General features: G+C 41.4%; 27 protein-coding genes. 26 read left to right on the top strand and 1 reads right to left on the bottom strand.

Annotation, left to right across the window (positions count from 1 at the left end):
• Positions 1-6: 6 nt before the first annotated feature.
• The 7 genes from hrcA (at position 7) to mtaB (ending at position 7931) form a co-directional block, all read left to right on the top strand.
• Entirely contained in the window at positions 7-1038 is a 1032-nt protein-coding gene (gene hrcA / locus AC0VYC_RS11755) for a heat-inducible transcriptional repressor HrcA (protein WP_008342473.1), read from the top strand.
• A 63-nt stretch (positions 1039-1101) separates the two neighbouring features.
• A complete protein-coding gene (grpE, locus tag AC0VYC_RS11750; RefSeq protein WP_008342471.1) occupies positions 1102-1659 on the top strand; it encodes a nucleotide exchange factor GrpE in 558 nt (185 codons plus the stop codon).
• 24 nt (positions 1660-1683) lie between these two features.
• Positions 1684-3522, top strand: coding sequence for a molecular chaperone DnaK (gene dnaK, locus AC0VYC_RS11745; RefSeq protein ID WP_008342469.1), 1839 nt, complete (start codon positions 1684-1686; stop codon positions 3520-3522).
• 165 nt (positions 3523-3687) lie between these two features.
• Complete coding sequence (gene dnaJ, locus AC0VYC_RS11740) at positions 3688-4821, top strand: molecular chaperone DnaJ (RefSeq protein ID WP_017367628.1); 1134 nt, start codon at positions 3688-3690, stop codon at positions 4819-4821.
• Between the two features lie 22 nt (positions 4822-4843).
• Entirely contained in the window at positions 4844-5779 is a 936-nt protein-coding gene (gene prmA / locus AC0VYC_RS11735) for a 50S ribosomal protein L11 methyltransferase (RefSeq protein WP_475388508.1), read from the top strand.
• A 23-nt stretch (positions 5780-5802) separates the two neighbouring features.
• Complete coding sequence (locus AC0VYC_RS11730; RefSeq protein ID WP_024718812.1) at positions 5803-6573, top strand: 16S rRNA (uracil(1498)-N(3))-methyltransferase; 771 nt, start codon at positions 5803-5805, stop codon at positions 6571-6573.
• The gene (gene mtaB / locus AC0VYC_RS11725) at positions 6573-7931 is read left to right on the top strand and encodes a tRNA (N(6)-L-threonylcarbamoyladenosine(37)-C(2))-methylthiotransferase MtaB (RefSeq protein WP_100325288.1); all 1359 of its coding nucleotides are present in this window, start codon (positions 6573-6575) and stop codon (positions 7929-7931) included. The genes AC0VYC_RS11730 and mtaB overlap by 1 nt, the downstream gene beginning before the upstream one ends.
• Positions 7932-7971: 40 nt before the next feature.
• Here the strand turns inward: mtaB and AC0VYC_RS11720 are convergent, their stop codons facing one another.
• On the bottom strand, positions 7972-8901 hold the full coding sequence (locus AC0VYC_RS11720) for a Na/Pi symporter (RefSeq protein WP_249855888.1): 930 nt from the start codon (positions 8899-8901) through the stop codon (positions 7972-7974).
• 184 nt (positions 8902-9085) lie between these two features.
• Between AC0VYC_RS11720 and rpsU the strand changes: the two genes are divergently transcribed.
• From rpsU to AC0VYC_RS11625, 19 genes are all read left to right on the top strand, one after another.
• On the top strand, positions 9086-9259 hold the full coding sequence (gene rpsU, locus AC0VYC_RS11715; RefSeq protein ID WP_003152957.1) for a 30S ribosomal protein S21: 174 nt from the start codon (positions 9086-9088) through the stop codon (positions 9257-9259).
• Positions 9260-9273: 14 nt separating this feature from the next.
• Positions 9274-9723: a GatB/YqeY domain-containing protein gene (locus AC0VYC_RS11710; protein WP_007501319.1), complete on the top strand. Its 450-nt coding sequence runs from the start codon at positions 9274-9276 to the stop codon at positions 9721-9723.
• Between the two features lie 141 nt (positions 9724-9864).
• Complete coding sequence (locus tag AC0VYC_RS11705; protein ID WP_079919484.1) at positions 9865-11178, top strand: NfeD family protein; 1314 nt, start codon at positions 9865-9867, stop codon at positions 11176-11178.
• A 27-nt stretch (positions 11179-11205) separates the two neighbouring features.
• Entirely contained in the window at positions 11206-12198 is a 993-nt protein-coding gene (gene floA / locus AC0VYC_RS11700; RefSeq protein ID WP_007501317.1) for a flotillin-like protein FloA, read from the top strand.
• A gap of 31 nt (positions 12199-12229) precedes the next feature.
• Positions 12230-12727 carry a hypothetical protein gene (locus AC0VYC_RS11695; RefSeq protein ID WP_024718815.1) on the top strand — a complete coding sequence of 166 codons (498 nt, stop codon included), beginning with the start codon at positions 12230-12232 and terminating at the stop codon, positions 12725-12727.
• A gap of 205 nt (positions 12728-12932) precedes the next feature.
• Positions 12933-13214, top strand: coding sequence for a sporulation protein YqfC (gene yqfC / locus AC0VYC_RS11690; protein WP_012010618.1), 282 nt, complete (start codon positions 12933-12935; stop codon positions 13212-13214).
• An 18-nt stretch (positions 13215-13232) separates the two neighbouring features.
• Complete coding sequence (gene yqfD / locus AC0VYC_RS11685; RefSeq protein ID WP_475388503.1) at positions 13233-14423, top strand: sporulation protein YqfD; 1191 nt, start codon at positions 13233-13235, stop codon at positions 14421-14423.
• A gap of 3 nt (positions 14424-14426) precedes the next feature.
• Positions 14427-15386 carry a PhoH family protein gene (locus tag AC0VYC_RS11680; RefSeq protein WP_008342419.1) on the top strand — a complete coding sequence of 320 codons (960 nt, stop codon included), beginning with the start codon at positions 14427-14429 and terminating at the stop codon, positions 15384-15386.
• A 114-nt stretch (positions 15387-15500) separates the two neighbouring features.
• A complete protein-coding gene (locus AC0VYC_RS11675; protein ID WP_375805738.1) occupies positions 15501-17615 on the top strand; it encodes an HD family phosphohydrolase in 2115 nt (704 codons plus the stop codon).
• Positions 17616-18095 carry an rRNA maturation RNase YbeY gene (gene ybeY, locus AC0VYC_RS11670; protein ID WP_475388501.1) on the top strand — a complete coding sequence of 160 codons (480 nt, stop codon included), beginning with the start codon at positions 17616-17618 and terminating at the stop codon, positions 18093-18095.
• The gene (locus tag AC0VYC_RS11665) at positions 18073-18459 is read left to right on the top strand and encodes a diacylglycerol kinase family protein (protein WP_475388499.1); all 387 of its coding nucleotides are present in this window, start codon (positions 18073-18075) and stop codon (positions 18457-18459) included. Before ybeY ends, AC0VYC_RS11665 begins: the two co-directional genes overlap by 23 nt.
• 112 nt (positions 18460-18571) lie before the next feature.
• A complete protein-coding gene (locus AC0VYC_RS11660; protein WP_008342410.1) occupies positions 18572-18970 on the top strand; it encodes a cytidine deaminase in 399 nt (132 codons plus the stop codon).
• A complete protein-coding gene (era, locus tag AC0VYC_RS11655; RefSeq protein ID WP_007501305.1) occupies positions 18963-19868 on the top strand; it encodes a GTPase Era in 906 nt (301 codons plus the stop codon). Before AC0VYC_RS11660 ends, era begins: the two co-directional genes overlap by 8 nt.
• Positions 19869-20015: 147 nt before the next feature.
• On the top strand, positions 20016-20159 hold the full coding sequence (locus AC0VYC_RS11650) for a YqzL family protein (RefSeq protein WP_008342408.1): 144 nt from the start codon (positions 20016-20018) through the stop codon (positions 20157-20159).
• Positions 20160-20194: 35 nt separating this feature from the next.
• On the top strand, positions 20195-20965 hold the full coding sequence (gene recO / locus AC0VYC_RS11645; RefSeq protein ID WP_475388496.1) for a DNA repair protein RecO: 771 nt from the start codon (positions 20195-20197) through the stop codon (positions 20963-20965).
• Positions 20966-21294: 329 nt separating this feature from the next.
• On the top strand, positions 21295-22182 hold the full coding sequence (gene glyQ / locus AC0VYC_RS11640) for a glycine--tRNA ligase subunit alpha (RefSeq protein WP_003217487.1): 888 nt from the start codon (positions 21295-21297) through the stop codon (positions 22180-22182).
• Positions 22175-24220 carry a glycine--tRNA ligase subunit beta gene (glyS, locus tag AC0VYC_RS11635; protein ID WP_282745271.1) on the top strand — a complete coding sequence of 682 codons (2046 nt, stop codon included), beginning with the start codon at positions 22175-22177 and terminating at the stop codon, positions 24218-24220. The genes glyQ and glyS overlap by 8 nt, the downstream gene beginning before the upstream one ends.
• Positions 24221-24386: 166 nt before the next feature.
• Positions 24387-25025: a transcriptional regulator CcpN gene (gene ccpN / locus AC0VYC_RS11630; protein WP_024423017.1), complete on the top strand. Its 639-nt coding sequence runs from the start codon at positions 24387-24389 to the stop codon at positions 25023-25025.
• Positions 25026-25050: 25 nt separating this feature from the next.
• Positions 25051-25872, top strand: coding sequence for a pyruvate, water dikinase regulatory protein (locus tag AC0VYC_RS11625; RefSeq protein WP_008342399.1), 822 nt, complete (start codon positions 25051-25053; stop codon positions 25870-25872).
• Positions 25873-26126: the final 254 nt, after the last annotated feature.

Here is a 26126-nt window from a genome sequence, read left to right as displayed (position 1 = left end):
ATGATGATGTTAACAAATCGTCAGCTTTTGATTCTACAAGTCATTATTAATGACTTTATTCGTTCGGCGCAGCCAGTTGGATCAAGGACTCTTTCCAAAAAAGAAGACATTACATTCAGCTCTGCGACGATTAGAAACGAAATGGCTGATTTGGAGGAACTCGGTTTTATTGAAAAGACCCATTCTTCATCAGGAAGAATTCCTTCCGAAAAAGGATATCGTTATTATGTAGATCATTTGCTCTCTCCGCGAAAACTGTCATCTAAAGAGCTTGTGCTCATCCAGTCAGTATTTCAGGAGAAAATTTTTGAGCTGGAAAAAACAGTTCAAAAATCGGCGGAAATTTTATCAGATCTCACAAACTACACATCGATTGTCCTTGGTCCAAAGCTAAGTGAAAATCGATTGAAGCAAATTCAGCTTGTCCCTGTCCAGCCTAATAAAGCAGTAGCGATTATGATTACAGACAGCGGGCATGTTGAAAACAAAACCATTACCTTCTCTGAGCATCTTGATGTCTCCGATATTGAGAAGCTGATGAATATTTTAAACAGCCGCTTAGCCGGAGTCCCGATGGATCAGCTGAAGGACAGGATGTATAAAGAAGTAGTGATGCTCCTTCGCACGCATTTAAAAGACTATGATCATATTTTAGATGCGCTTGGTAACACATTCACTTCAACACAAAATGAATCAAAACTTTTCTTTGGCGGGAAGATTAATATGTTGAACCAGCCAGAGTTTCATGACATTGACCGCATTCGTTCACTCATGATGCTGATTGAACAAAAGAATGATGTCATGCAGCTGTTTCATCCAAATCAGCAAGGAATCACCATTAAAATCGGTTCAGAAAACAATTTGGAAGCAATGGAGAACTGCAGTTTAATCACAGCAACTTATGCGATTGATCAAAAATCACTCGGCTCCATCGCTGTCATTGGTCCAACCCGTATGGATTACGGGCGAGTCGTTAGTCTTTTGCATCATGTATCAAAAGACTTGTCAAACGCACTTTCCAATTTGTATGATGAGTAGGGTGATAAAAGGTGGGGGCACAGCCCCTTCGTATAATTGAATCTTTTGAGGGAGGTGAACACAATGTCAGAAGAAAAACAGACACCTGAGCAAGCAGCAGAGGTTGAAGCACAAGAAGAAGCAGTTCAAGCAGAAACTGAGGAAGTAAAGCACGATGAACAGTCTGCCTTCCAAGAGAAGATTGATGAATTGCAGCAGCTTCTAGATGAAAAAGAAAACAAAATTCTGCGTGTTCAAGCAGATTTTGAAAACTATAAACGCCGTGCTCGAACTGAAGTGGAGACCGTGCAAAAATATCGTTCTCAACATGTTGTCAGCGACCTTCTCCCAGCTCTCGACAACTTTGAAAGAGCGCTTGGAATCGATCCAGACAATGAGCAGACGAAAAGTTTGTTAGAAGGTATGCAAATGGTTTACCGCCAGCTGGTAGAAGCGTTGAAAAATGAAGGCGTTGAACCAATTGAAGCTGTCGGCAAAGAGTTCGATCCAAACCTTCATCAAGCCGTCATGCAAGTTGAAGATGAAAACTACGATTCAAACATCGTTGTAGAAGAATTGCAAAAGGGCTATAAACTCAAAGACCGAGTTATTCGTCCATCAATGGTAAAAGTAAATCAATAACTACATAATGGGAGGTCATCGAATATGAGTAAAATCATTGGTATTGACTTAGGAACAACAAACTCATGTGTTGCAGTACTCGAAGGCGGCGAGCCAAAAGTTATTGCAAACGCTGAAGGAGCACGTACAACACCATCTGTTGTCGCTTTTAAAAATGGAGAGCGCCAAGTAGGTGAAGTAGCAAAACGTCAATCAATTACAAACCCAAACACTATCATGTCTGTTAAAAGACATATGGGTACAGATTATAAAGTAGAAGTTGAGGGCAAGAACTACACGCCGCAGGAAATCTCTGCAATCATCCTTCAACACCTTAAATCTTACGCTGAAGCTTATCTTGGCGAAGAAGTAACAAAAGCGGTTATTACAGTTCCTGCTTACTTCAACGATGCAGAGCGCCAAGCAACAAAAGATGCTGGTAAAATTGCTGGTCTTGAAGTAGAACGTATCATCAACGAACCAACAGCAGCTGCACTTGCTTATGGTTTAGATAAAACAGATGAAGATCAAACGATTCTTGTATATGACCTTGGTGGCGGTACATTTGACGTATCAGTCCTTGAGCTTGGAGATGGCGTCTTTGAAGTACGCTCAACTGCTGGGGACAACCGTCTAGGTGGAGACGATTTTGACCAAGTCATCATCGATCATCTAGTGGCTGAGTTCAAAAAAGAAAACGGCATTGATCTTTCTAAAGATAAAATGGCGCTTCAGCGTTTAAAAGATGCTGCTGAAAAAGCGAAAAAAGATCTTTCTGGTGTATCTTCTACACAAATCTCACTGCCATTTATCACAGCTGGAGATGCAGGTCCTCTTCACCTAGAATTAACGCTAACGCGTGCTAAATTCGAAGAGCTTTCTGCAGACCTTGTAGAGCGTACAATGACACCTGTACGTCAATCACTGAAAGATGCTGGTCTATCTGCTAGCGAGATTGATAAAGTTATCCTTGTTGGTGGATCAACTCGTATTCCTGCAGTACAAGAAGCAATCAAAAAAGAAACAGGTAAAGAGCCTCATAAAGGCGTAAACCCTGATGAAGTGGTTGCACTTGGTGCGGCAATTCAAGGTGGAGTTATCACGGGAGATGTCAAAGACGTTGTTCTTCTTGACGTCACACCACTTTCTTTAGGAATTGAAACAATGGGCGGCGTATTCACAAAGCTGATTGAACGTAATACAACCATTCCAACAAGTAAATCTCAAGTATTCTCAACGGCTGCTGACAACCAAACTGCTGTAGACATTCACGTCTTACAAGGTGAGCGTCCAATGGCAGCAGACAACAAAACATTAGGTCGTTTCCAATTGACTGACATTCCACCAGCACCACGCGGCGTACCACAAATCGAAGTATCTTTTGATATCGATAAAAACGGTATCGTCAACGTACGTGCGAAAGATATGGGTACTGGAAAAGAACAAAACATCACAATCAAATCTTCTTCAGGTCTTTCTGATGATGAGATCGAAAAAATGGTCAAAGAAGCAGAAGAAAATGCTGAAGCAGATGCGAAGAAAAAAGAAGAAATCGAAGTGCGCAATGAAGCAGATCAATTAGTGTTTACAACAGAAAAAACATTAAAAGATCTTGAAGGCAAAATCGATGAAGAGCAAGTGAAAAAAGCAAACGACGCGAAAGATGCACTAAAAGCTGCGATCGAAAAAGGCGAGCTTGAAGACATCAAAGCGAAAAAAGATGAGCTTCAAACAATCGTTCAAGAATTAACGACAAAGCTCTATGAAGAAGCTGCAAAACAAGCACAAGCTCAGCAAGAAGGCGCTGAAGGTGCTCAAAAAGCAGATGACAATGTAGTGGATGCAGAATACGAAGAAGTAAACGACGATCAAGAGAAAAAATAATCACCTTTACTTTTGAAAAAGACTGCTGAAACGTATTCGTCAGAAAGTCAAAGTCAGGATCTCTTGGCTTTGACTTTTTTCTTTTCAACGATGAAAAGGAATTGAAAAAGATCAATTTAAAATGATACAATCGTATTTATGTGAGAAAATCGGGAGTGTGAAGAGATGAGTAAGCGTGATTACTATGAAGTGCTTGGCGTGAGTAAGAGCGCCTCAAAGGACGAAATCAAAAAGGCATACCGCAAGCTTTCAAAAAAGTATCACCCTGATATTAATAAAGAAGCTGGCTCAGATGAGAAATTCAAAGAAGTAAAAGAAGCCTATGAAACCCTTTCTGACGATCAAAAACGTTCACATTATGACCAGTTCGGTCACACCGATCCAAACCAAGGATTTGGTGGCGGCGGATTTGGCGGTGGAGGAGACTTTGGCGGCTTCGGCGGATTTGATGACATCTTCTCTAGTATTTTTGGCGGCGGAGCCAGAAGAAGAGATCCAAATGCACCGCGTCAAGGAGCGGACCTTCAATATACAATGACCCTTTCATTTGAAGAAGCGGCATTTGGGAAAGAAGCAACGATCGAGATTCCCCGCGAGGAATCATGTGAAACGTGTCATGGATCAGGTGCAAAACCTGGAACACAGGCGAAGACATGCTCACATTGCGGCGGATCAGGTCAACTAAATGTCGAGCAATCCACGCCATTTGGTAAAGTAGTCAACCGCAGAGTATGTAACTACTGTAGCGGAACTGGTAAACAAATTGAACATAAGTGTTCAACATGTGGTGGATCTGGTAAAGTGCGTAAGCGTAAGAAAATCAATGTGACGATCCCAGCAGGTGTGGACGATGGTCAGCAGCTTAGAGTATCTGGTCAAGGTGAACCAGGTGTAAATGGAGGACCTCCAGGCGATCTATTTGTTGTTTTCCATGTGAGAGCACATGAATTCTTCGAACGAGATGGAGATGACATCTACTGCGAAATGCCGCTTACCTTTGCGCAGGCTGCACTAGGTGATGAAATTGAAGTGCCGACATTACATGGGAAAGTCAAATTAAAAGTTCCTGCGGGCACACAAACGGGTACGAAGTTTAGACTCAAAGGAAAAGGTGTAAAAAATGTACGCGGTTATGGTCAAGGCGATCAGCATATCGTTGTACGCGTCGTAACACCGACGAATTTAACTGAAAATCAAAAAGATATCATTAGAAAATTTGCTGAAGTGAGCGGAAATAAACCGGACGAACAAGAAATGAGCTTTTTCGATAAGGTGAAACGCGCATTTAAAGGCGAGTAAGACGGATAAGGAGTTGGTAGTATTGAAGTGGTCAGAAATTAGCGTCCATACAACAAATGAAGCGGTGGAACCGATCACCAATATTTTGCATGAAGCAGGTGCAAGTGGTGTCGTGATTGAGGACCCGCTTGATTTAGTCAAGGAACGTGAAAATGTATACGGTGAGATCTACCAGCTCGATCCGAATGATTATCCTGAGGAAGGGGTCATCGTCAAAGCCTACCTTCCGATGAATAGCTTTTTGATGGAAACGGTAGATGAGATCAAAGAAGCCATCAATAATCTTCTTCTATACGATATTGACCTTGGACGAAATACACTGTCAATTTGTGAAGTAAACGAAGAAGAATGGGCGACTGCATGGAGGAAATACTATCATCCTGTGAAAATCTCTGAGAAATTTACCATCGTCCCAACATGGGAAGAGTACACACCCGTTCATTCTGATGAATTGATCATCGAAATGGACCCTGGAATGGCATTTGGAACCGGTACACATCCAACAACGGTTCTTTGTATTCAGGCGCTTGAGCGCTATGTGAAGGAAAACGACACGGTGATTGACGTTGGAACAGGATCTGGCATTTTAAGTGTTGCTGCTGCAATGCTCGGTGCAAAAGACATTCATGCATTTGATCTCGACACCGTTGCAGTGGAAAGTGCAAAGCAGAACATCGAATTAAATGGTGTGAGCGAGCAAGTAACGGTAAAACAAAATAATTTACTTGATGGGATTTCAGGTGAACGCGATGTGATTGTGGCCAACATCCTCGCAGAGGTCATCATGCGCTTTACAGATCAAGCGTATGATCTATTGAAGAAAGACGGTTACTTTATTACATCAGGCATTATCGGACAAAAGAAATTACAAGTCAAAACTGCTTTAGAAGAAGCCGGTTTTGAGATTGTTGAAGTGCTGTCAATGGAAGATTGGGTCAGCATCATAGCGAAAAAATAAAGCGAGTAGGTGTCAGGACACGTATGCAACGATATTTTATCGACCTCACAAAAGAAGAAGTGACGGAAAAGGGAAACATCGTCATAAAGGGTGAAGATGTACATCACCTTGCAAACGTCATGCGGATGAAAGCAGGAGAAGACATCCTTTGCTTAACGACAGACGGCTTTGAAGCGCTCAGTAAAATTGATACAATAACAAAGGAAGAAGTGATTTGTCACTTGGAAGGCTGGACGAATCAGAATCGAGAACTTCCGATCAAGGTGACGATTGCAAGCGGTCTGCCAAAAGGGGATAAGCTTGAATGGATTATCCAAAAAGGCACCGAGCTTGGCGCAAGTGCTTTTATTCCGTTTCAAGCGACTCGTTCGATTACAAAACTTGACCAAAAAAAGTCATTAAAAAAACGAGATCGCTGGGAAAAAATTGCGAAAGAAGCTGCCGAGCAGTCTTACCGGAATATCATTCCGCGCGTTTATCCAGTATCAACATTTAAAGAGCTGATTCAACTGGCCGGTGAATTCGATAAATGTGTCGTTGCATACGAAGAATCATCGAAAGAAGGCGAGCAAAGCCGGTTTCAAACGGTGCTCCAACAGATGAAGGGCGGACAAACCTTATTAGTGGTTTTTGGTCCAGAAGGCGGTTTAGCAGAAAAGGAGATTGAAGAACTTGAAGCGCATGGTGCAGTCATTTGCGGGCTTGGACCACGCATTTTAAGAACAGAAACAGCTCCTCTTTACGCGCTTTCTGCTATATCTTATCAAACAGAGTTATTAAGAGGTGAATCATGATGGGAACAGTAGCGTTCCATACACTTGGCTGTAAGGTCAATCACTACGAAACAGAAGCCATCTGGCAGCTGTTTAAAGAAGCTGGCTATGAAAGAAAAGATTATGAATCAAAAGCAGACGTATATGTCATTAATACATGTACCGTCACCAATACAGGCGATAAAAAAAGCCGCCAAGTCATTAGAAGAGCCATTCGTCATAATCCGGATGGTGTCATTTGTGTAACAGGCTGTTACGCACAAACGTCTCCGGCAGAAATCATGGCGATTCCTGGTGTTGATATTGTGGTTGGCACACAAGACAGACATAAACTGCTTGGTTATATTGAAGAATACAGAAGAGAAAGACAGCCGATCAACGGAGTTGGCAATATCATGAAAGCACGGGTCTTTGAAGAACTAGATGTTCCTGCGTTTACTGACAGAACACGTGCTTCATTAAAAATCCAAGAAGGCTGTAACAATTTCTGTACATTCTGCATTATCCCTTGGGCTCGCGGATTACTGCGTTCTCGCGATCCAGAAGAAGTCATCAATCAAGCGCAGCAGCTTGTCGATGCTGGCTACAAAGAAATTGTATTAACAGGTATTCATACAGGTGGATACGGTGAAGATTTAAAGGATTATAACTTTGCTAAGCTTCTGAAAGAATTAGATGAACGTGTGGCGGGATTAAAACGAATCCGCATTTCATCCATTGAAGCAAGTCAAATTACAGACGAAGTAATTGAAGTGCTCGATCAGTCAGATAAAATTGTGAGACACTTGCACATTCCGCTTCAATCTGGCTCTAATACTGTACTGAAAAGAATGCGCCGTAAATACACAATGGAATTCTTTGCAGAGCGTTTAACGAAGCTCAAAAAAGCATTGCCAGGTCTTGCTGTCACTTCAGATGTGATCGTTGGATTCCCAGGAGAAACAGAAGAAGAATTTATGGAAACATACAATTTTGTCAAAGACCATCAATTCTCTGAGCTCCATGTGTTCCCTTACAGCAAACGGACAGGTACGCCTGCTGCAAGAATGGAAGATCAAGTAGATGAGAATGTGAAAAACGAGCGCGTTCACCGCCTCATTGCTCTTTCTGATCAGCTTGCAAAAGAATATGCATCGGCATATGAAGGCGACGTCTTAGAGATTATTCCAGAAGAATCGTTCAAAGAACAAGACGGAACGCACAATCTGTATGTAGGATATACTGATAACTACATGAAGGTCGTATTTGAAGGAACAGAGGACATGATCGGCCGTTTGGTAAAAGTGAAGATTACGAAAGCAGGCTATCCTTATAACGAAGGACAATTCGTCCGTATAAGTGATGACGTGCAGACGGATCAAGTGAAAATGACCTCATAATGAATGAAAAACCGGCAGCCATTAGGCAAGCCGGTTTCTTTTATGTTGACCGATTCGGAAGAAGGAACAAAATCAAGGCGTGAAAAGGGCGGATGAACGGGAAAAAGAGGAGAGAACTTGCAACATTAAACAGCAGACTAAAGTGCGCAATCTGCTGGGCAGGAGAGCTTGCTAAAAGCGCAACAAACTCTGTAATAAAGGCGAGAAAAGGAAGACATAAAAGTACACCTAGAACATTAAACACGACGTGTGCATACGCGGTTTGGCGGGCTGCATAACCGCCAGAGATAGCAGCCATCACGGCAGTAATACATGTTCCGATATTGGACCCTAAAACAAAGCTGATGCCTTCTTTTAGAGCGACAGTCCCTTCATTCATAAATCCCATCAAAATACCGATACATACAGAACTTGAATGAACAATCGCCGTGAACACTGTACCAGAGAGAAGAGCTGTCCAATCGGAATGCTGCATCATTTCAAGGAAACGCAGTGTCTCTGGCTGACTGGTCATCATACCTGCAATTTTTGAAAAACCTTGAATACAAAAAAAGATCATGCCAAGCCCAAATAAACTTTTTCCTGCATATCGAAAAGACTTCCTGCCCAAAATGATACATAAAAGACCAGCTGCAATCAGAACCCACATAAACACGTCCATCTTAATTGCAATAAATTCTGTCGTAAATGTTGAGCCGATATTCGTTCCAAGAATCATGGGTATGGATTTTTTAAACGTGAGAATGCCTGTACTCACAAAGCCGATAACGATGACCATAAACGCCGAACTGCTTTGAAGAACCCCTGTAAACACAATACTGACCAAGAATGCTTTGACTGGATGATCTGTAAAGAGAAGAAGAGATTTCTCAATACGAGACGACGTGAGCGCCATTAATCCATTCCTAAGCAAACCCATTGCCCATAAAAAAATGAAAATAAGTGCACAAAAATAAATGATCGCCATCATAGAAAAGTCCTCCTCTTACCAATGAATATATGGACTTGTCTACCTGCTCATGACGAAAATATATTTCCAAATCACTTAGTTGACCTCAACCTAGGCTTATATTATAATGTCTAGGTACATGTTTTGCATATGTATATCTTTTTTTAATGCAGTCGATTGGTGTATTCGGAGGGAGGGAAAGAGAATGTCAAAAACGGTCGTTAGAAAAAACGAATCGCTTGAAGATGCTCTTCGTCGCTTTAAACGCAGTGTATCCAAAACTGGAACATTGCAAGAAGCAAGAAAGCGTGAATTTTATGAAAAGCCTAGCGTAAAGCGTAAGAAAAAGTCTGAAGCTGCTAGAAAACGTAAATTCTAAAGAGGGTGGATTTTATGAGTCTTCTTGAGCAATTAAATTCTGATATGAAGCTTTTTATGAAAAACCGAGAGAAAGACAAGCTTATTGTCATTCGTATGGTAAAGGCTTCACTGCAAAATGAAGCAATAAAGCTTAAGAAAGACAGTTTGACCGGAGATGAGGAACTAACCGTCCTTTCCCGCGAGATTAAGCAACGTAAAGACTCCCTCCATGAATTTTCGAAAGCTAATCGCTTAGATTTAGTAGATAAAGTTCAAAAAGAGATTGACATTTTAGACGTTTATTTACCTGAACAGCTTTCTGAAGAAGAACTGCAGGCGGTTGTGAAAGAAACAATTGCCGAAACCGGTGCTTCATCGAAAGCTGATATGGGTAAAGTGATGAGCGCTATTATGCCAAAAGTAAAAGGTAAAGCTGATGGTGCTGTGATTAACAGACTTGTCAGCGAGCAACTGTCTCAATAAAAAAGTATCCTTCTCATGTTAGAAGGGTACTTTTTTTATGCCTCCATAAACCTGTCATATAAAAATGAAACCTATGATACATTTGTAACGTATGTAAAGGAACGGTAAAATGAAAGAAAGAGAGGGGGGATCACCAAATAGATGAAAAAAATGAAAATTTCTATTGCTCTCTTCAGTTGTTTTATAATATGCTTGTTATTAGGGGTTCAATTGACCGCGAAATCAGCAGATCAGAAAGTTCATGTTATCCCAATTGAAGATACAGTAGAAAAAGGACTTTCTAAATTCATTGAACGATCATTTGAGCAGGCAAAGTCGGAACGGGCGAAGCACATCATTCTCGACATCAATACACCAGGTGGTGCAGTCGATGCGGCACTTGAAATAGCCGATACCATTCGTGCATCCGACATCCCAGTGACAGCGTTTGTGAATCATAGAGCGCTTTCAGCCGGGGCATTCATTGCCTTAAATGCCGATCAAATTTATATGACCCCAAACGGAAAGATGGGGGCTGCTGCGATCATTGACGGTGAAGGCAACGCTGCCGATCAAAAATCTGAATCTCTATGGCTTGCTGAAATGAGTGACGCTGCTGAAAAGCAGGGGCGTGATCCAAAATATGCTCTTGCGATGGCAGATGTAGATATAGACGCAAAAGAAGCTGGTGCACCAAAAGGAGAACTGCTGACCTTTAACACAGATCGGGCGCTTCAGTTCGGTTATGCAGAAGGAGAAGCGAAAAATATGGATGACTTGCTTCAGAAGCTGAACTTAGCAGATGCATCTGTTCAATACGATGAAGTGAGCTTTGCTGAAAAGGTTGCGCGTTTTCTCACGCATCCGATCGTCATTCCTATCCTTTTATCCATTGCGAGCTTAGGATTAATTGTTGAATTATATTCTCCCGGCTTTGGGGTCCCAGGCACCATGGGAGTCACAGCGCTTCTTCTATTCTTTTATGGTCATCTCGTGGCAGGTTTCGCAGGATATGAGACATTGTTCCTGTTTTTGGCAGGGATTGTGTTGATCATTCTGGAATTATTTTTGCCAGGGGGAATCGTGGGTGTCATTGGACTAATCTGTGTCGTTGTCAGCTTATTTTTAGCAGCTGGAAGCTTTACAGAAATGGCGATTTCCATCTTGATTGCCACTGCTGTTTCAATCATAGCAGTTATTTTATTGACAAAGGTGTTGGGGAAACGTATGAAATTTTTTAAAAAGTTCATTTTAACCGATTCAACCAATAAAGAAAGTGGTTATGTCTCAAATGAAACAAGAGATGATCTTGTAGGACAAATCGCAGTGACAGCAACAGCACTTCGTCCATCTGGTACGATTGTATTCGGAGACGAGCGCATTGATGTTGTGTCAGAAGGTGCTTTTATCGATAAGGATGTACAAGTAAAAATTGTGAAAGCGGAAGGCTCACGCATTGTCGTGAGGAAAGTATAGATATACTGATTTTATAGGAGGAATAAAATGGATCCATCTACTTTACTATTATTCGTGATTATCGCAGCAGGTTTGATCGTTCTATCGATCTTCTTCACCTTTGTACCGGTGATGCTGTGGATTTCTGCCCTAGCGGCTGGCGTAAGAGTGAGCATTTTTACACTTGTAGGAATGAGACTTCGCCGAGTGATTCCAAACCGAGTGGTCAACCCGCTCATCAAAGCGCATAAAGCAGGTCTTGATGCGACGATTAACCAATTAGAAAGCCACTATCTTGCAGGTGGTAACGTAGACCGAGTTGTCAACGCACTGATCGCAGCTCAGCGTGCGAATATCGAATTGAACTTTGCTCGCTGTGCGGCAATCGACCTAGCAGGCCGTGACGTACTTGAAGCTGTCCAAATGAGTGTAAACCCTAAAGTCATTGAAACACCATTTATCTCAGGTGTTGCGATGGACGGGATTGAAGTAAAAGCAAAAGCACGTATTACAGTTCGTGCAAACATTGACAGGCTTGTCGGTGGTGCAGGGGAAGAAACAATCATTGCTCGTGTAGGTGAAGGGATTGTTTCGACAATCGGTTCATCAGATAATCATAAAAAGGTTCTTGAAAATCCTGATATGATTTCTCAAACGGTTCTTGGTAAAGGATTAGATTCAGGTACAGCATTTGAAATTCTCTCGATTGATATCGCAGATGTTGATATCGGTAAGAACATCGGGGCGATCCTGCAGACAGACCAAGCAGAAGCCGACAAAAACATTGCACAGGCGAAAGCAGAAGAACGCCGCGCGATGGCTGTTGCACAAGAACAAGAAATGCGTGCGAGAGTTGAAGAAATGCGCGCGAAAGTAGTAGAAGCAGAGGCTGAAGTACCACTTGCAATGGCCGAAGCACTACGTGAAGGTAATATCGGTGTCATGGACTACATGAACATTAAGAATATCGATGCTGATACGGATATGAGAGATTCATTTGGCAAAATGACAAAAGGTCCATCTGATAATGAAAACAAATAAGCATCCTCTCACGCTTTAAGGAGGGAGCCCATTGGACATTCTATTTGAAAATCCGCTATTAATCGCGATTATCATCGGTATCATTTCTGCGGTCTTTGGGAAAATTGGTAAACAAGAGGAGAACGAACAAAAAAACCAGCAAAACAAACCGGCTCCTCAGCGTAAACCAGTGCCGCAAAAGCAAACAAAACAAACAAGTCCAGATCCGGTCGTAACGGACCAGCTTGACGATTTTGGCGATGTACATGATCATGGCGGGATGAAGAAACAAGGTTCACAGTCCTTACAGGATCGTTATACAGCTACACTTGCCGAAATGGAAGAAAGAAAAAGCGAGCTGAATAAAGAGTTTCAATCGCTTGAAAGAGAACTTACAAGGCCAAAAGCAGCATCTGCTGGAATGAAGCCAAAAATGATTGAGAAGCTCAACCAAGATACGGTCGTTCAAGGGATGATCCTTGGTGAAGTATTTGGAGAGCCTCGTGCCAAAAAGCCGCATCGAACGATGAAACGACCATATAAAAGATAAAGAAGTAAGCCCCCTCATCCTTAAGGGGGCTTTTTGTTGTGTAATGGAGACTTTTCTTAGTCAAAATGATGAAACGGCTGTTTTACGGGATTCATTAGCATGATATGAACCGCTGAGGAATAGGATGATATAGAGGCTTTCTCATCAGTCTCACCATCTTTCAGTTTGATCTCATACACATGAGGTGGGAAGGGGTTCTTATTGAATGGGAAAAAGAAAAAATCGACTTAAAGCATGGCTGACAAGAACACTTGAAATCCCTCCGGACGTGATGATGGATCTTCCCCGTATTACGATGGTTGGCAGACTCCACATTTACATAGAGAACCATAAAGGGCTTTTACTTTTCAGTGATCAAGAGGTAAGGCTGATGCTCAAGCAAGGACAGTGCATTATTTCAGGAAAAGACTTTGTGATTAAAACGATTTTGCCAGAAGAGATCTTATTAGAGGGGAAAATCGATGAGGTCCGTTATATTGATTCTTAACTGACGGAGGGGAGAAACGTGAAGAACAAATGGTTTGCCTATTTTATTGGCAGAGTGGAAGTGGAGATAAGAGGAAGTGGTATTGAGCGGCTAATCAATGAGTGCACGAGACAGGGGATCACAATTTTTCAAGTGAGCCGCCGTCAAGACAGCGTGCGCTTATTTATTCGCCTCTCAGATGTACATGCCTTTAGAAAAGTGCGCAGACATCATGAGGTGAAATGTTCATTTCATCAAAAGAAAGGGTTCCCGTTTCTTCTTCTATGGTCGAGAAGAAATATTGGATTCACCCTCGGGATGGCTTTTTTCCTAGTGACGATATTGGCTCTTTCAAATATGGTGTGGAAAATTGAGATTAAAGGTGCGAATCCAGAAACAGAACACCAAATGAGAATGCATCTGGACGAAATAGGGGTACAAAAAGGGCGTTTTCAGTTTCTTATGGGGACCCCTGAAAAAATACAAAAGTCATTGACGACCAATATTCAGAGCATTACATGGGTCGGAGTTGAACTGAACGGAACGACGTTTCAAATGAAAGTGGTCGAAAAAAATGAACCTGAAAAGGAGAAATATACGAGTCCTCAGCACATCGTTGCCAAGAAAAAGGCGGTCATCACGAGAATGTATGTAGAAAAGGGGGAACCGCTTGCCCAGGTCGATGAGCATGTGAAAAAAGGGCAGATGCTCGTCTCAGGTTTAATTGGGAGTGAAGATCAGAAAAAAACGGTCGGAGCCAAAGCGAAAATCTATGGTGAAACATGGTACCGATCTGAAGTTTCTGTCCCTCTCCGAACATCTTTTGATGTCTTTACGGGTAAAATGAAGACAAAGCACAAGCTCTCCTTATTTGGAGGCTCCATCCCATTTTGGGGATTTTCCTTTAAAAAAGATGATTTTCAGCAGCCGAAAACAGAAACAGAAGTTCACCCGCTTCATTTTTTGAATATGCAGCTACCGTTCTCCTATGAAAAGGAAATTACACGAGAAAGTGAAAAAATAAATCGAGAATACACAAATAAAGAAGCGGTTCAAGCAGGGATTAAAATGGGTAAAAAAGAATTAGAAGAAAAGCTAGGTCAAACAGGTGAGGTGAAAAGTGAAAAAGTTTTGCACGAGACAACAGGGAATGGTAAAGTTAAGTTAATCATCCTTTACCAAGTAATAGAAGATATTGTTCAACCAACACCTATTGTTCAGGGAGACTAGAGAATGACAGAACATTTACTTGAGATTCAACAAAAATTGGATAGCCCAAACGAAGCCATTGCTTTATTTGGCAATCAAGATGCTTATCTGAAACTGATGGAAAACGAGCTGAATGTCTCCATTATCACACGTGGAGAGAAAGTGTATGTTTCTGGTCAGGAAGCATCGAGAGATACTGTGAGCCGTTTGATAACATCTCTCTTACATCTCATTCGTAAAGGAATTGAGATTTCTGAACGGGATGTCGTCTATGCCATTAAAATGGCGCAAAAAGACAAGCTCAATTATTTTGAAAATATGTATGAAGATGAAATTACGAAAAATGCCAAAGGAAAGTCGATCAGAGTCAAAACGATCGGCCAGCGTGAATATGCTGCGGCAATGAAAAAAGATGATCTGGTCTTTGGGATTGGACCTGCTGGTACAGGTAAAACGTATTTGGCAGTGGTCAACGCCGTACATGCCCTGAAAAATGGACATGTCAAACGGATTATCCTGACAAGACCAGCTGTTGAAGCAGGAGAAAGTCTTGGCTTTTTGCCAGGAGATTTAAAAGAAAAAGTCGATCCTTATTTAAGACCGCTATATGATGCTTTGCACGATGTGCTTGGTAGTGATCATACGGAACGTTTAATTGAGCGAGGTGTCATTGAAATTGCCCCTCTTGCCTATATGAGAGGGCGGACGCTTGATGATGCATTTGTGATTTTAGATGAAGCGCAGAATACAACGCCAGCTCAAATGAAAATGTTTTTGACGAGACTAGGCTTTGGTTCTAAAATGGTCATTACAGGAGATATTACACAAATTGATCTGCCTAAAGGTATGCAGTCAGGTCTTGCAGCTGCAAAGGACATGCTTGCTGAGATCAAGGGTATCTCATTCATTGAATTAGATCAGACAGATGTGGTCAGACACCCGCTTGTGGCGAAGATCATTGGAGCATACGAAAAGCAAAAATGAACTGAGTGACCCGATCGCCTTAATCGGGTCATTTTGTTTCGATCGTGGTTTAAAGTAAAAAAGGAGGTACTTTCCTTGAGAAAGAATCAGAAAGGCAGTAAGCGAAAAAGACTGCTGTCTAAAAAAGAACCTCAAAAAATGGAGCGCTCACGCTATTTAAACGTACTGCTATACGCTGGTTTAGCAGCCATCATGTTTGTGGTGCTCTTCTTCCATGTAAAGCCTGAATCGCTCGACCTAGATTTGTTTTCAGTGAGCGAACAGACCATCTATTCTCCGTCTACCGTTGATGATCAAGAAGCAACAGAAGAAAAGAAACAAGAAGCAACGGATCAAGTGGAAGACCAATATACACTCAAAAAAGCGTATTCTGATAATCGTGTTGACCTCATTTCATCCCTCTTTGAAGCCATTAAAGAAGAGAAGAAAGCAGCAGCTGATGACAAAGAGAACCCGCCAACAGATCAAGAGATGGTGAAGCGTGTAAAAGAGAAACTCACAACGGATATGCAGGAAGCTGTTTCGGATCAATCGATTAAAGCACTGCTCCAAGCAAGCGACGAAAACCTTTCTTTTACAAAGGACTCCATCATCACAGTGGTCAATTCTCTCATGAGTAAAGAAATCACAGCTTCTAAGCTGCAAGATGAAAAGAAACAAGTGAAAGCAGAGCTTGAAAACAATTCGATTCCGTCAAAATATTTAAATGCAGCGAAAGAAATTGGTGAATTTGCGATTATTCCAAACTATGTATTTGACCCGGTCGCAACAGAGAAGAAAAGACAAGAAGCAGCTGATAATATCCAGCCAGTTCAAATCAAGCAAGGGCAAATTTTAGTAGAAGAAGGCGAGCTCATTGACCGTGAAGTGTATCGTAAATTAGAACTGACGGGTCTTTTAAACAGTTCCAATTTGTTTAAGCCTGTAAGCGGTCTTATCATCTTAATCGGTCTCTTCTTAGCGGCGATTGTCCATTCACTGGAATCGAGGAAAAAGTCGCTCGTCCATAAGAATAAATCGTTACTGCTGTACTCGCTCATTTTCACCATTATTTTAATCATCATGGAAGTATTCAGTCTCTTCCAGGAAACGAAGTATACGACCATAGGCTATGTCGTGCCTGTTGCACTTGGTACGATGCTGATTAAGCTGCTGATCAATGAGCGGCTGGCAATCTTCTCCGGTCTTGTATTTGCCCTTTGCGGCAGTATGATGTTTAATCAAGGAGTAACAGGTGTCTTTAACTATGTCATCTGTGCTTATTATCTAATAAGCGGGATGGCAGGAATTTTATTTTTGAGAAAACATAATGCGAGATCGAAAATTTTGCAGGCGGGGCTTTGGGTAGCTTTGGTGAATGTACTTGTCGTGCTGTCCATTACGCTGATTCAAAATTCTTCTCCATCAGGGCTTGAAATAGGTGTAAACCTCATCATGGCGATTGTGTCAGGGTTTGCATCGGCTATTTTGGTTATCGGGTTAATGCCAGTCTTTGAGAGCATGTTTGGCATTCTTTCGACCATGAAGCTTATTGAATTATCGAACCCGAATCATCCGCTGCTGAAAAAGATCTTAACAGAGACGCCAGGTACATATCATCATAGTGTCATGGTGGCGAATTTAGCGGATGCTGCATGTGAAGCAGTCGGTGCAAATGGATTGTTAGCAAGGGTTGGAGCTTATTATCATGACATTGGGAAAACGAAAAGGCCACAATACTTTATTGAAAACCAAATGAACATTGATAATCCGCACGATAAGCTTTCTCCTCAGCTGAGCAAGAATATTATTATTGCCCATACGACAGATGGTGCTGAAATGCTGAGAGAAAAGAAGTTTCCAGAGGAACTTGTGGACATTGCAGAACAGCATCACGGAAAGTCCCTGCTGAAGTTCTTTTACTATAAGGCAAAAGAACGGGATGATCAGGTAACAGAAGAAGAATTTCGTTATCCTGGTCCAAAACCGCAATCGAAAGAAGCGGCCATTATTTCTGTAGCTGACAGCGTGGAGGCGGCGGTTCGTTCGATGCATAATCCAAACCCTGAGCGGATTGAAAAGCTTGTGAAAGGCATTATTTCAGATAAGATGCAGGATGGGCAATTTAGTGAATGTGATCTGACATTTAAAGAATTAAATATTATTAGCCAAACAATTTGTACAACATTAAAGGGGATTTTCCATTCTCGGATTGAATATCCAGATGCCCCGAAGCAGAAGGTGAAGTAAATGACATTGTTAATCGATTTAATAGATGAAACAGGACAAGTATCGAAAGAGCAGCTTGAAGAAGTGGAAAAGCTTCTTCAATTTGCTGCGGATGCTCTTGAAGTAAAAGATCAAGCAGAAGTATCAGTATCGATCGTTTCAAATGAAGAAATACATCAAATTAATAAAGAATACCGAGGAAAAGATGCACCAACAGATGTAATTTCATTTGCCCTTGAGGAAGAAGGCGAAGGGGAAATTGAAATCATTGGAGCTGATGACATTCCGCCTGTACTTGGTGACATTATCATTAGTGTTGATCGTACGAAAGAGCAAGCAGAGGAATATGGACATTCCTTCATGAGAGAGCTAGGATTTTTAACGATTCATGGTTTTCTTCATTTGCTTGGTTATGATCATATGACAGAAGAAGATGAAAAAGAAATGTTCGCCAAACAGACAAAAATCTTGGATGATTATGGCCTTTCGGAATCATCGTAAGAAGCGAACGCCGCTTGTCCGTTTTTTTCGGAGTTTTTATTATGCATTTAGAGGAATATGGCGAACTTTCTTGAATGAACGGAATTTTCGGTTTCACACAGTCGCAGCCATCATCGTGGTGATTTGCGGCTTTTGGTTTCACATTCATCCGGTTGAATGGATGATCATTCTGCTTTTATGCGGCGGGATGTTTGCGTTAGAACTTGTGAATACAGCGATTGAACATACAGTAGATCTTTTCACAGAAGAGAAGCATCCTCTTGCTGAGAGAGCGAAGGACGCGGCAGCAGGCGCTGTTTGCGTTTACGCCGCCATTTCGGTTATGATTGGGTTGATGGTCTTCTTACCGAAGATCATGCAATAGAACAATATTACTATTTATTAACATTTTTAGAAATGGGCGTGAAAATGTCACGTGAATTATGTAAAATATAAATGTGACAGTGGTACCATTTCTTCTGAAAGTGGGAACTAGAATGAACAAACAAGAGTTGATTTCAGAAGCAGTCAAAGCAAGAGATTTTGCATATGTACCCTATTCTAAATTCAAAGTCGGTGCAGCATTATTATCGCATGACGGAAAAGTGTATGGCGGCTGCAATATTGAAAATGCAGCATATGGTATGTGTAATTGTGCGGAAAGAACAGCACTTTTTAAAGCTTACTCAGAGGGCATCACATCTTTTCAAATGCTTGCAGTAGTGGCTGATACAGATCGACCTGTTTCACCATGCGGCGCATGCAGACAGGTCATTTCAGAGCTATGTGCACCTGATATGCCAGTGATTCTAACGAACTTAAAAGGACATATATACGAAACGACAGTAAACGAACTATTGCCAGGCGCATTTTCACCGGAGGATTTAAATGACTAACGAAAGCTTCAAATCAGGATTTGTATCAATTATTGGAAGACCAAATGTAGGGAAATCGACCTTTCTTAATCGTGTGATTGGGCAAAAGATTGCGATTATGAGTGATAAGCCCCAAACGACTCGAAACAAAGTGCAAGGTGTTCTGACAACGAACACGTCACAAACGATTTTTATCGATACACCAGGAATTCATAAACCGAAGCACAAACTTGGTGATTTTATGATGAGGGTGGCTCAAAATACACTCAAGGAAGTCGACCTGATCTTGTTTATGATCAACGCACAGGAAGGCTATGGAAAAGGTGATGAATTCATCATTGAACGACTAAAGCAAACATCGACACCGGTGTTCCTTGTCGTCAATAAAATTGACCAAATTCATCCGGATGAATTGTTCCTTTTAATTGATGAATACCGCACACGTTACCCATTTAAGGAAATTGTGCCAATTTCAGCACTTGAAGGCAACAACATTGATACGCTTCTTCAGCAAATTGAAGGTTATCTTCCAGAAGGCCCTCAATTTTATCCGGCAGATCAAGTAACAGATCACCCAGAGCGATTTATTATTTCTGAATTAATTCGTGAAAAAGTGCTGCATTTAACGAGAGAAGAGATCCCTCACAGTATTGCGGTTGCGATTGAATCGATCAAGCCAGATGAAAACGGCAAGATTCATGTTGCAGCGACCATCGTCGTCGAACGTGATTCACAAAAAGGGATTGTGATTGGTAAGCGCGGCAGCTTATTAAAAGAAGTGGGACAAAAAGCGCGCAGAGACATTGAAGCACTTTTAGGCTCAAAGGTGTATTTAGAGCTTTGGGTAAAAGTGCAGAAGGACTGGCGTAATAAATCCACACATCTTCGTGATTTCGGATTTAGAGAAGACGAATATTAAAAACCGATACAGTTGTTAGTAGATCTGACAATGGTGCGGTTCGATTAGTAAAAATTGTTTATCATGAAATGGAGGTAGCCTGGTCAAGATAAAGTTAATATGTTGGATGTAGCGTTGCTGCTTCTAATAAAGAAAGGTGGGGTTTTTATGTTGAATTTTACATGGAACGTATTTTCACAAACAGGAAGCGTTGACACGTATCTGCTTTTCAAAGAGTTAGAAAAGGAGAACCTGGAAAGACCCGATGTACTTGAAGAAGAAATAGCACGACTTGATTTTCCAATCTTATAATTCTTGACCCCCTCCAATGCTCGGAGTGTAGACAAATGCTCATTAAAAGTGAAGGAATCGTCCTTAGAACAACAGATTATGGCGAAACAAACAAAATTGTCACGCTGCTCACTAGAGAACATGGGAAAATTGGTGTGATGGCAAGAGGCGCTAAGAAATCGAACAGCCGCCTGTCAGCCATAAGCCAGCCGTTTTTATACGGAACCTTCCTGATCCAATCATCAACAGGACTTGGAACGCTCCAGCAAGGTGAAATGATGGAAAGCATGCGAACCATTCGGGAAGATTTATTTCTGACCGCATATGCCGCATATATGACAGAATTACTTGATAAAGGAACAGAAGAAAAGAAGCCAAACCCTTACTTGTTTGAACTTCTTCTTCAATCTTTACGCCATCTCAATGAAGGCACAGATGCTGATATTATTTTATTTATCGTAGAGGTTAAAATGCTGTCAGTGATGGGGTTGAAGCCTGAACTGGACCAATGTGTACACTGCGGTCAAAAAGAAGGGCAGTTCCATTTCTCAATTAGAGATAACGGATTCATCTGTAGGCAATGCTTTTCTAAAGATCCATATAAACTGTCCTTATCCCCAGCAGCAGCAAGACTGCTCCGTTTGTTTCATTATTTTGATTTATCAAGGCTTGGTCAGGTTGACGTGAAACCACAGACGAAACAAGAAATTCGTCAAGTGCTCGATCATTATTATGAAGAGTATTCAGGTCTTTATTTAAAATCAAAAAAATTCATGAATCAAATGGAATCCATGAAAAAGCTAATGGACGGTGAAAACAAAAGTTGACATCTCTCGTGACTTTTTGTAAGATCATCTAAGATCAAATATGTTGCATTGACAGAAAGAAGTACTTACGTATCAGCCATAAAAGCGACCTTAGGGCGGTGTGAGCTAAGGATGGACACGTAACGAAAGGCATTCTTGAGCAACGTAAAACAAAGCGGCTGGGTGCTACGACACCAGCAAATAGGGTGGAACCGCGGGAAAAACTCTCGTCCCTATGTTTGCAAGGAACCTTGTGAGCATAGAGACGGGAGTTTTTGTGTTTTGCAAAAAGGTTCTAGGCCCCACCGCCATACATAGCGGATGGTGTAAAAAAGATGGAGGTGCGATCATTGAATATTCAAGACATGATTTTGACACTGCAAAAGCATTGGTCAAATGAAGGCTGCGTATTAATGCAGGCATATGACACAGAAAAAGGTGCTGGAACGATGAGCCCATACACGTTCCTCAGAAGCATTGGGCCAGAGCCATGGAAGGTAGCCTATGTAGAACCTTCAAGACGCCCGGCTGATGGCAGATATGGAGAAAACCCAAACAGATTGTATCAACATCATCAATTTCAAGTGATCATTAAGCCATCACCTGACAATATTCAAGAACTGTATCTGGAATCATTGAAGGCGCTTGGCATTGACCCGCTGAAACATGATATTCGTTTTGTTGAAGACAACTGGGAGAACCCATCTCTTGGCTGCGCAGGACTTGGTTGGGAAGTTTGGCTTGATGGAATGGAAATTACGCAATTTACGTATTTCCAGCAAGTCGGCGGTTTAGAATGTAAGCCAGTTTCTGTTGAAATCACATATGGAATTGAGCGTCTTGCTTCTTACATCCAGGACAAAGAAAATGTATTTGACCTTGAATGGACAGATGGCTTTACTGTAAGAGATTTATTCTTAATGGCTGAATACGAGCATTCTGTGTATACGTTTGAAACATCTAATACGGATATGCTGTTCGATTTATTTACAACATATGAAAAAGAAGCACATAGCCAAATGGACAAAGGGCTTGTTCACCCGGCATATGATTATGTACTCAAATGTTCTCACACATTTAACCTGCTTGATGCCAAAGGCGCGATTTCTGTGACTGAGCGAACAGGTTATATCGGAAGAGTACGTCAGTTAGCGAGAAAAGTAGCCAAAACATATTACGAAGAACGAGAAAAACTAGGATTCCCTATGCTAAAAGAGGAGGCGGCTTCTCATGAATAAACAAGATGTATTACTTGAAATCGGCTTAGAAGAGATGCCGGCTCGTTTCATGCCAGAAAGCACAAAGCAGCTAGGTGACAAAGTAAAAGCTTGGTTCGTAGCGCAAAATATTTCATTCGAAGACGTTGCTTTATTTAATTCACCAAGACGTCTAGCTGTACTCGTCAAAGGTGTTGCAGAAAAACAAGAGGACATCAAAGAAGAAGCAAAAGGACCGGCTAAAAAGATTGCTCAAGATGCTGAAGGCAATTGGACAAAAGCTGCCGAAGGTTTTGCCCGCGGACAAGGCGCTTCAACAGATGATCTGTATTTCAAAGACATCAAAGGTGTGGATTATGTTCATGTCCAAAAGTTTCAAGAAGGTAAGCAAGTCAAAGACCTTCTTCCAGCATTGGGGGACATTGCCGCTTCATTGAGTTTTCCAAAGAACATGAGATGGGGAAGCGAGGATTTACGCTATATCCGTCCAATTAAATGGATTGTTTGTTTATTTGGTCAAGAGATCATTCCTGTCGAAATTGCAGGAGTGAAAAGCGGACGGGAGACTAGAGGACATCGTTTCCTAGGGACGACAGCCAGCATTGACACACCAGCTTCTTATGAGCAAACATTAAGAGATCAATTTGTCATTGTTGATTCAGATAAAAGAAAACAATTAATTACTGAGCAATTACATGCCCTTTCTTCCGAAAAAGGCTGGGTCATTCCAGTTGATCCTGAGCTTCTAGAAGAAGTGAACGATCTCGTTGAATATCCAACCGTTCTATTTGGTTCTTTTGAAGAAGAATTTCTTGCGCTGCCAGAAGAAGTGCTTGTCACGACAATGAAAGAGCATCAGCGTTATTTCCCAGTGAAAAATGAACAAGGGGAATTACTGCCGCACTTTATTACGGTCAGAAACGGGAACAGTGAGGCACTTGAAAATGTGGCAAGAGGGAACGAAAAGGTCCTTCGTGCACGTTTATCAGATGCGGCATTTTTCTATAAAGAAGACGAAAAACTCGTCATTGAAGACAATATTCAAAAGCTTGATAAAGTCGTATTCCATGAGAAACTTGGCACGATTGGCGACAAGCTGAAAAGAGTAACAGACATTGCCGTCCGCCTTGCTAGTCATGTGGGTGCAGATGAAGAAACGTCTAAACGCGCTGCAAGAGCAGCCAGTATTTCTAAATTTGACCTTGTGACTCAGATGGTCTATGAATTCCCAGAACTGCAAGGAATCATGGGTGAAAAATATGCTAGAGCACTTGGCGAGCATGAAGAAGTGGCAAAGAGTATCAACGAGCACTATATGCCGCGTTTTGCCGGTGACGATGCGCCGTCAACACTTATTGGGGCGATTGTTGCAGTGGCGGATAAGCTAGATTCTATTTGTTCATTCTTCTCAATTGATGTCATTCCAACGGGCTCTCAAGATCCTTATGGATTAAGAAGACAAGCGAGCGGTATCGTTCAAATCCTGCTCGACCGCCAATGGAATCTTTCATTTAAAGAGCTTTTAGCACTAGCTCAAGTAGATGAAAAACATGAAGCGGCTCTCATTGAATTTTTAACACACCGTTTGAAATATGTCCTTCAAGCAGAACATATCCGTCATGACGTGGTGGAAGCAGTCCTTGATGTTGAAAATATTGAACCATATGCGGTTGTGAAAAAAGCGGCTGTTCTTGAAGAGAGCGTGAAACAGGAGAGTTTCAAAGAAACGGCTGAGGCACTAGGTCGCGTCATTTCAATCAGTAAAAAAGGGGAAGACGTACAGATTCAGCCTGAACTGTTTGAAAATGAACACGAACAAAAGCTATTTGAAGCGTATCAGCAAGCGGAAAAAGCCGTCAACGAGTATATGGCAAAAGGTCAGTACCAATCAGCACTTGAAGCGCTAGATACATTAAAAGCACCAATTGTTCATTATTTCGACCATACCATGGTTCATGCGGATGATGAAAAACTGAAACAAAATCGTTTGGCACAAATGGTCAAACTTGCAAAAGTCATTCAATCATTTGCGAATATGAACAATTTAATTGTAAAATAAATACCTAAGAACGGTTGCCTTTTTCGAAGGGCAATCGTTTTTTACTCATTTAATTCACGGTTTTTGAGTGGATTTTTGTTTCATTCGGACGAAGATGCGCTATAATATGATGAGTTATGAAATTGATATACATAAAGTAAGGATTCGCTCTCTCTATTTAAAGGTGGTGAGTACAATCGAGTTAAATAAACGGCAAGAGCAGATTTTACAGATTGTCAAAGAGAATGGTCCGATCACTGGAGAGCATATCGCCGATCGGCTGAACTTAACAAGGGCTACCCTCAGACCGGATTTAGCCATTTTAACGATGTCTGGCTTTTTAGAAGCAAGACCAAGGGTCGGCTACTTTTTTACAGGCAAAACAGGCACGCAGCTTCTGGCAGATAAGCTGAAAAAACTTCAAGTGAAAGATTTTCAGTCCATTCCGGTCGTGATACACGAAAATGTTTCGGTTTATGATGCGATTTGTACGATGTTTTTAGAGGATGTGGGCACATTATTCGTTGTGGACGATCACTCTATTTTAACAGGCGTGTTATCAAGAAAAGACCTCCTTCGAGCAAGTATTGGGAAACAAGAGCTTCCATCTATACCTGTCCATATTATTATGACAAGAATGCCGAACATTACCGTTTGCCGCAAAGAAGATTTTATTATGGATGTGGCCAAGCACTTGATTGAAAAGCAAATAGATGCACTTCCTGTTATAAAAGATACGGATAAAGGCTTTGAAGTGGTCGGCAGAATTACGAAAACAAACATGACGAAAATACTTGTTAGCTTATCAGAGAACGAAATTATCTAATTACAGAAGACTGCGAGGGGATGTTATGAGTAATCGCGTAATTTTTGTTGTATCAGATTCAGTAGGAGAAACGGCAGAGCTCGTGGTCAAAGCGGCACTTAGCCAATTTGATGGCGGCTCATCCGACCATTCAAATATTAGAAGAATCCCATATGTAGAGGATGTCGGTACGATTAAAGAAGTGATTTCATTGGCGAAAGCAGATAATGGGATCGTTTGCTTTACTCTTGTTGTGCCAGAAATGCGCCAATTCTTAATAGAAGAAGCAGAAGCGAATGGCGTCGTGTACTATGACATTATCGGTCCACTTATTGATAAAATGGAGACGGCATATGGAAATGAAGCGAAACATGAGCCAGGTCGTGTACGTCAATTAGATGAGGACTATTTTAAAAAGGTAGAAGCCATTGAGTTCGCTGTGAAATATGATGATGGCCGGGACCCAAGAGGTATTCTAAAGGCTGATATTGTGCTGATTGGTGTATCGCGTACGTCTAAGACACCACTTTCTCAATACTTAGCACATAAACGCTTGAAGGTAGCAAACGTTCCGATAGTTCCTGAAGTTGATCCGCCAGAGGAGTTATTCTCAGTTGATCCAAAAAAATGCATCGGCCTGAAAATTAGTCCAGACAAACTAAATCATATCCGTAAAGAACGTTTAAAGTCACTCGGTTTAAATGACCGTGCCATTTATGCGAATATCGAGCGGATTAAAGAGGAACTAGAATATTTTGAAAAAGTGGTTGACCGCATTAACTGTCAAGTTGTTGATGTATCGAATAAAGCAGTTGAGGAGACAGCAAATGTCATTCATCAAATGCTGACCAAAAGAGGTTCCGAATAAACTCAGGATGCTCCTCCTGGGTTTTTCCTATGGTGGGAAACGGGTAAACAAAAACAATAGCATATTTGCTGCATTTGTATTATAATAAAAAATTGTGATAAAATGATTGATTTTAGGTTTAAGTTAAGTCAAGAACGAATAAACTAATATTGGCAGAAGTCAAGTGATTCTGAACATAACTTTTCGACAAAATGAGTTTTACTGTTGATTGCTTTATGGGGGAAAAGTATGGTCTTTTTGCTTCTCTAAAGCAG

It is taken from the genome of Bacillus sp. iso_77, from assembly GCF_056173625.1.
The sequence above is the reverse complement of the archived record's forward strand: the minus strand, read 5'-3'. Positions and strand labels throughout refer to the sequence as shown.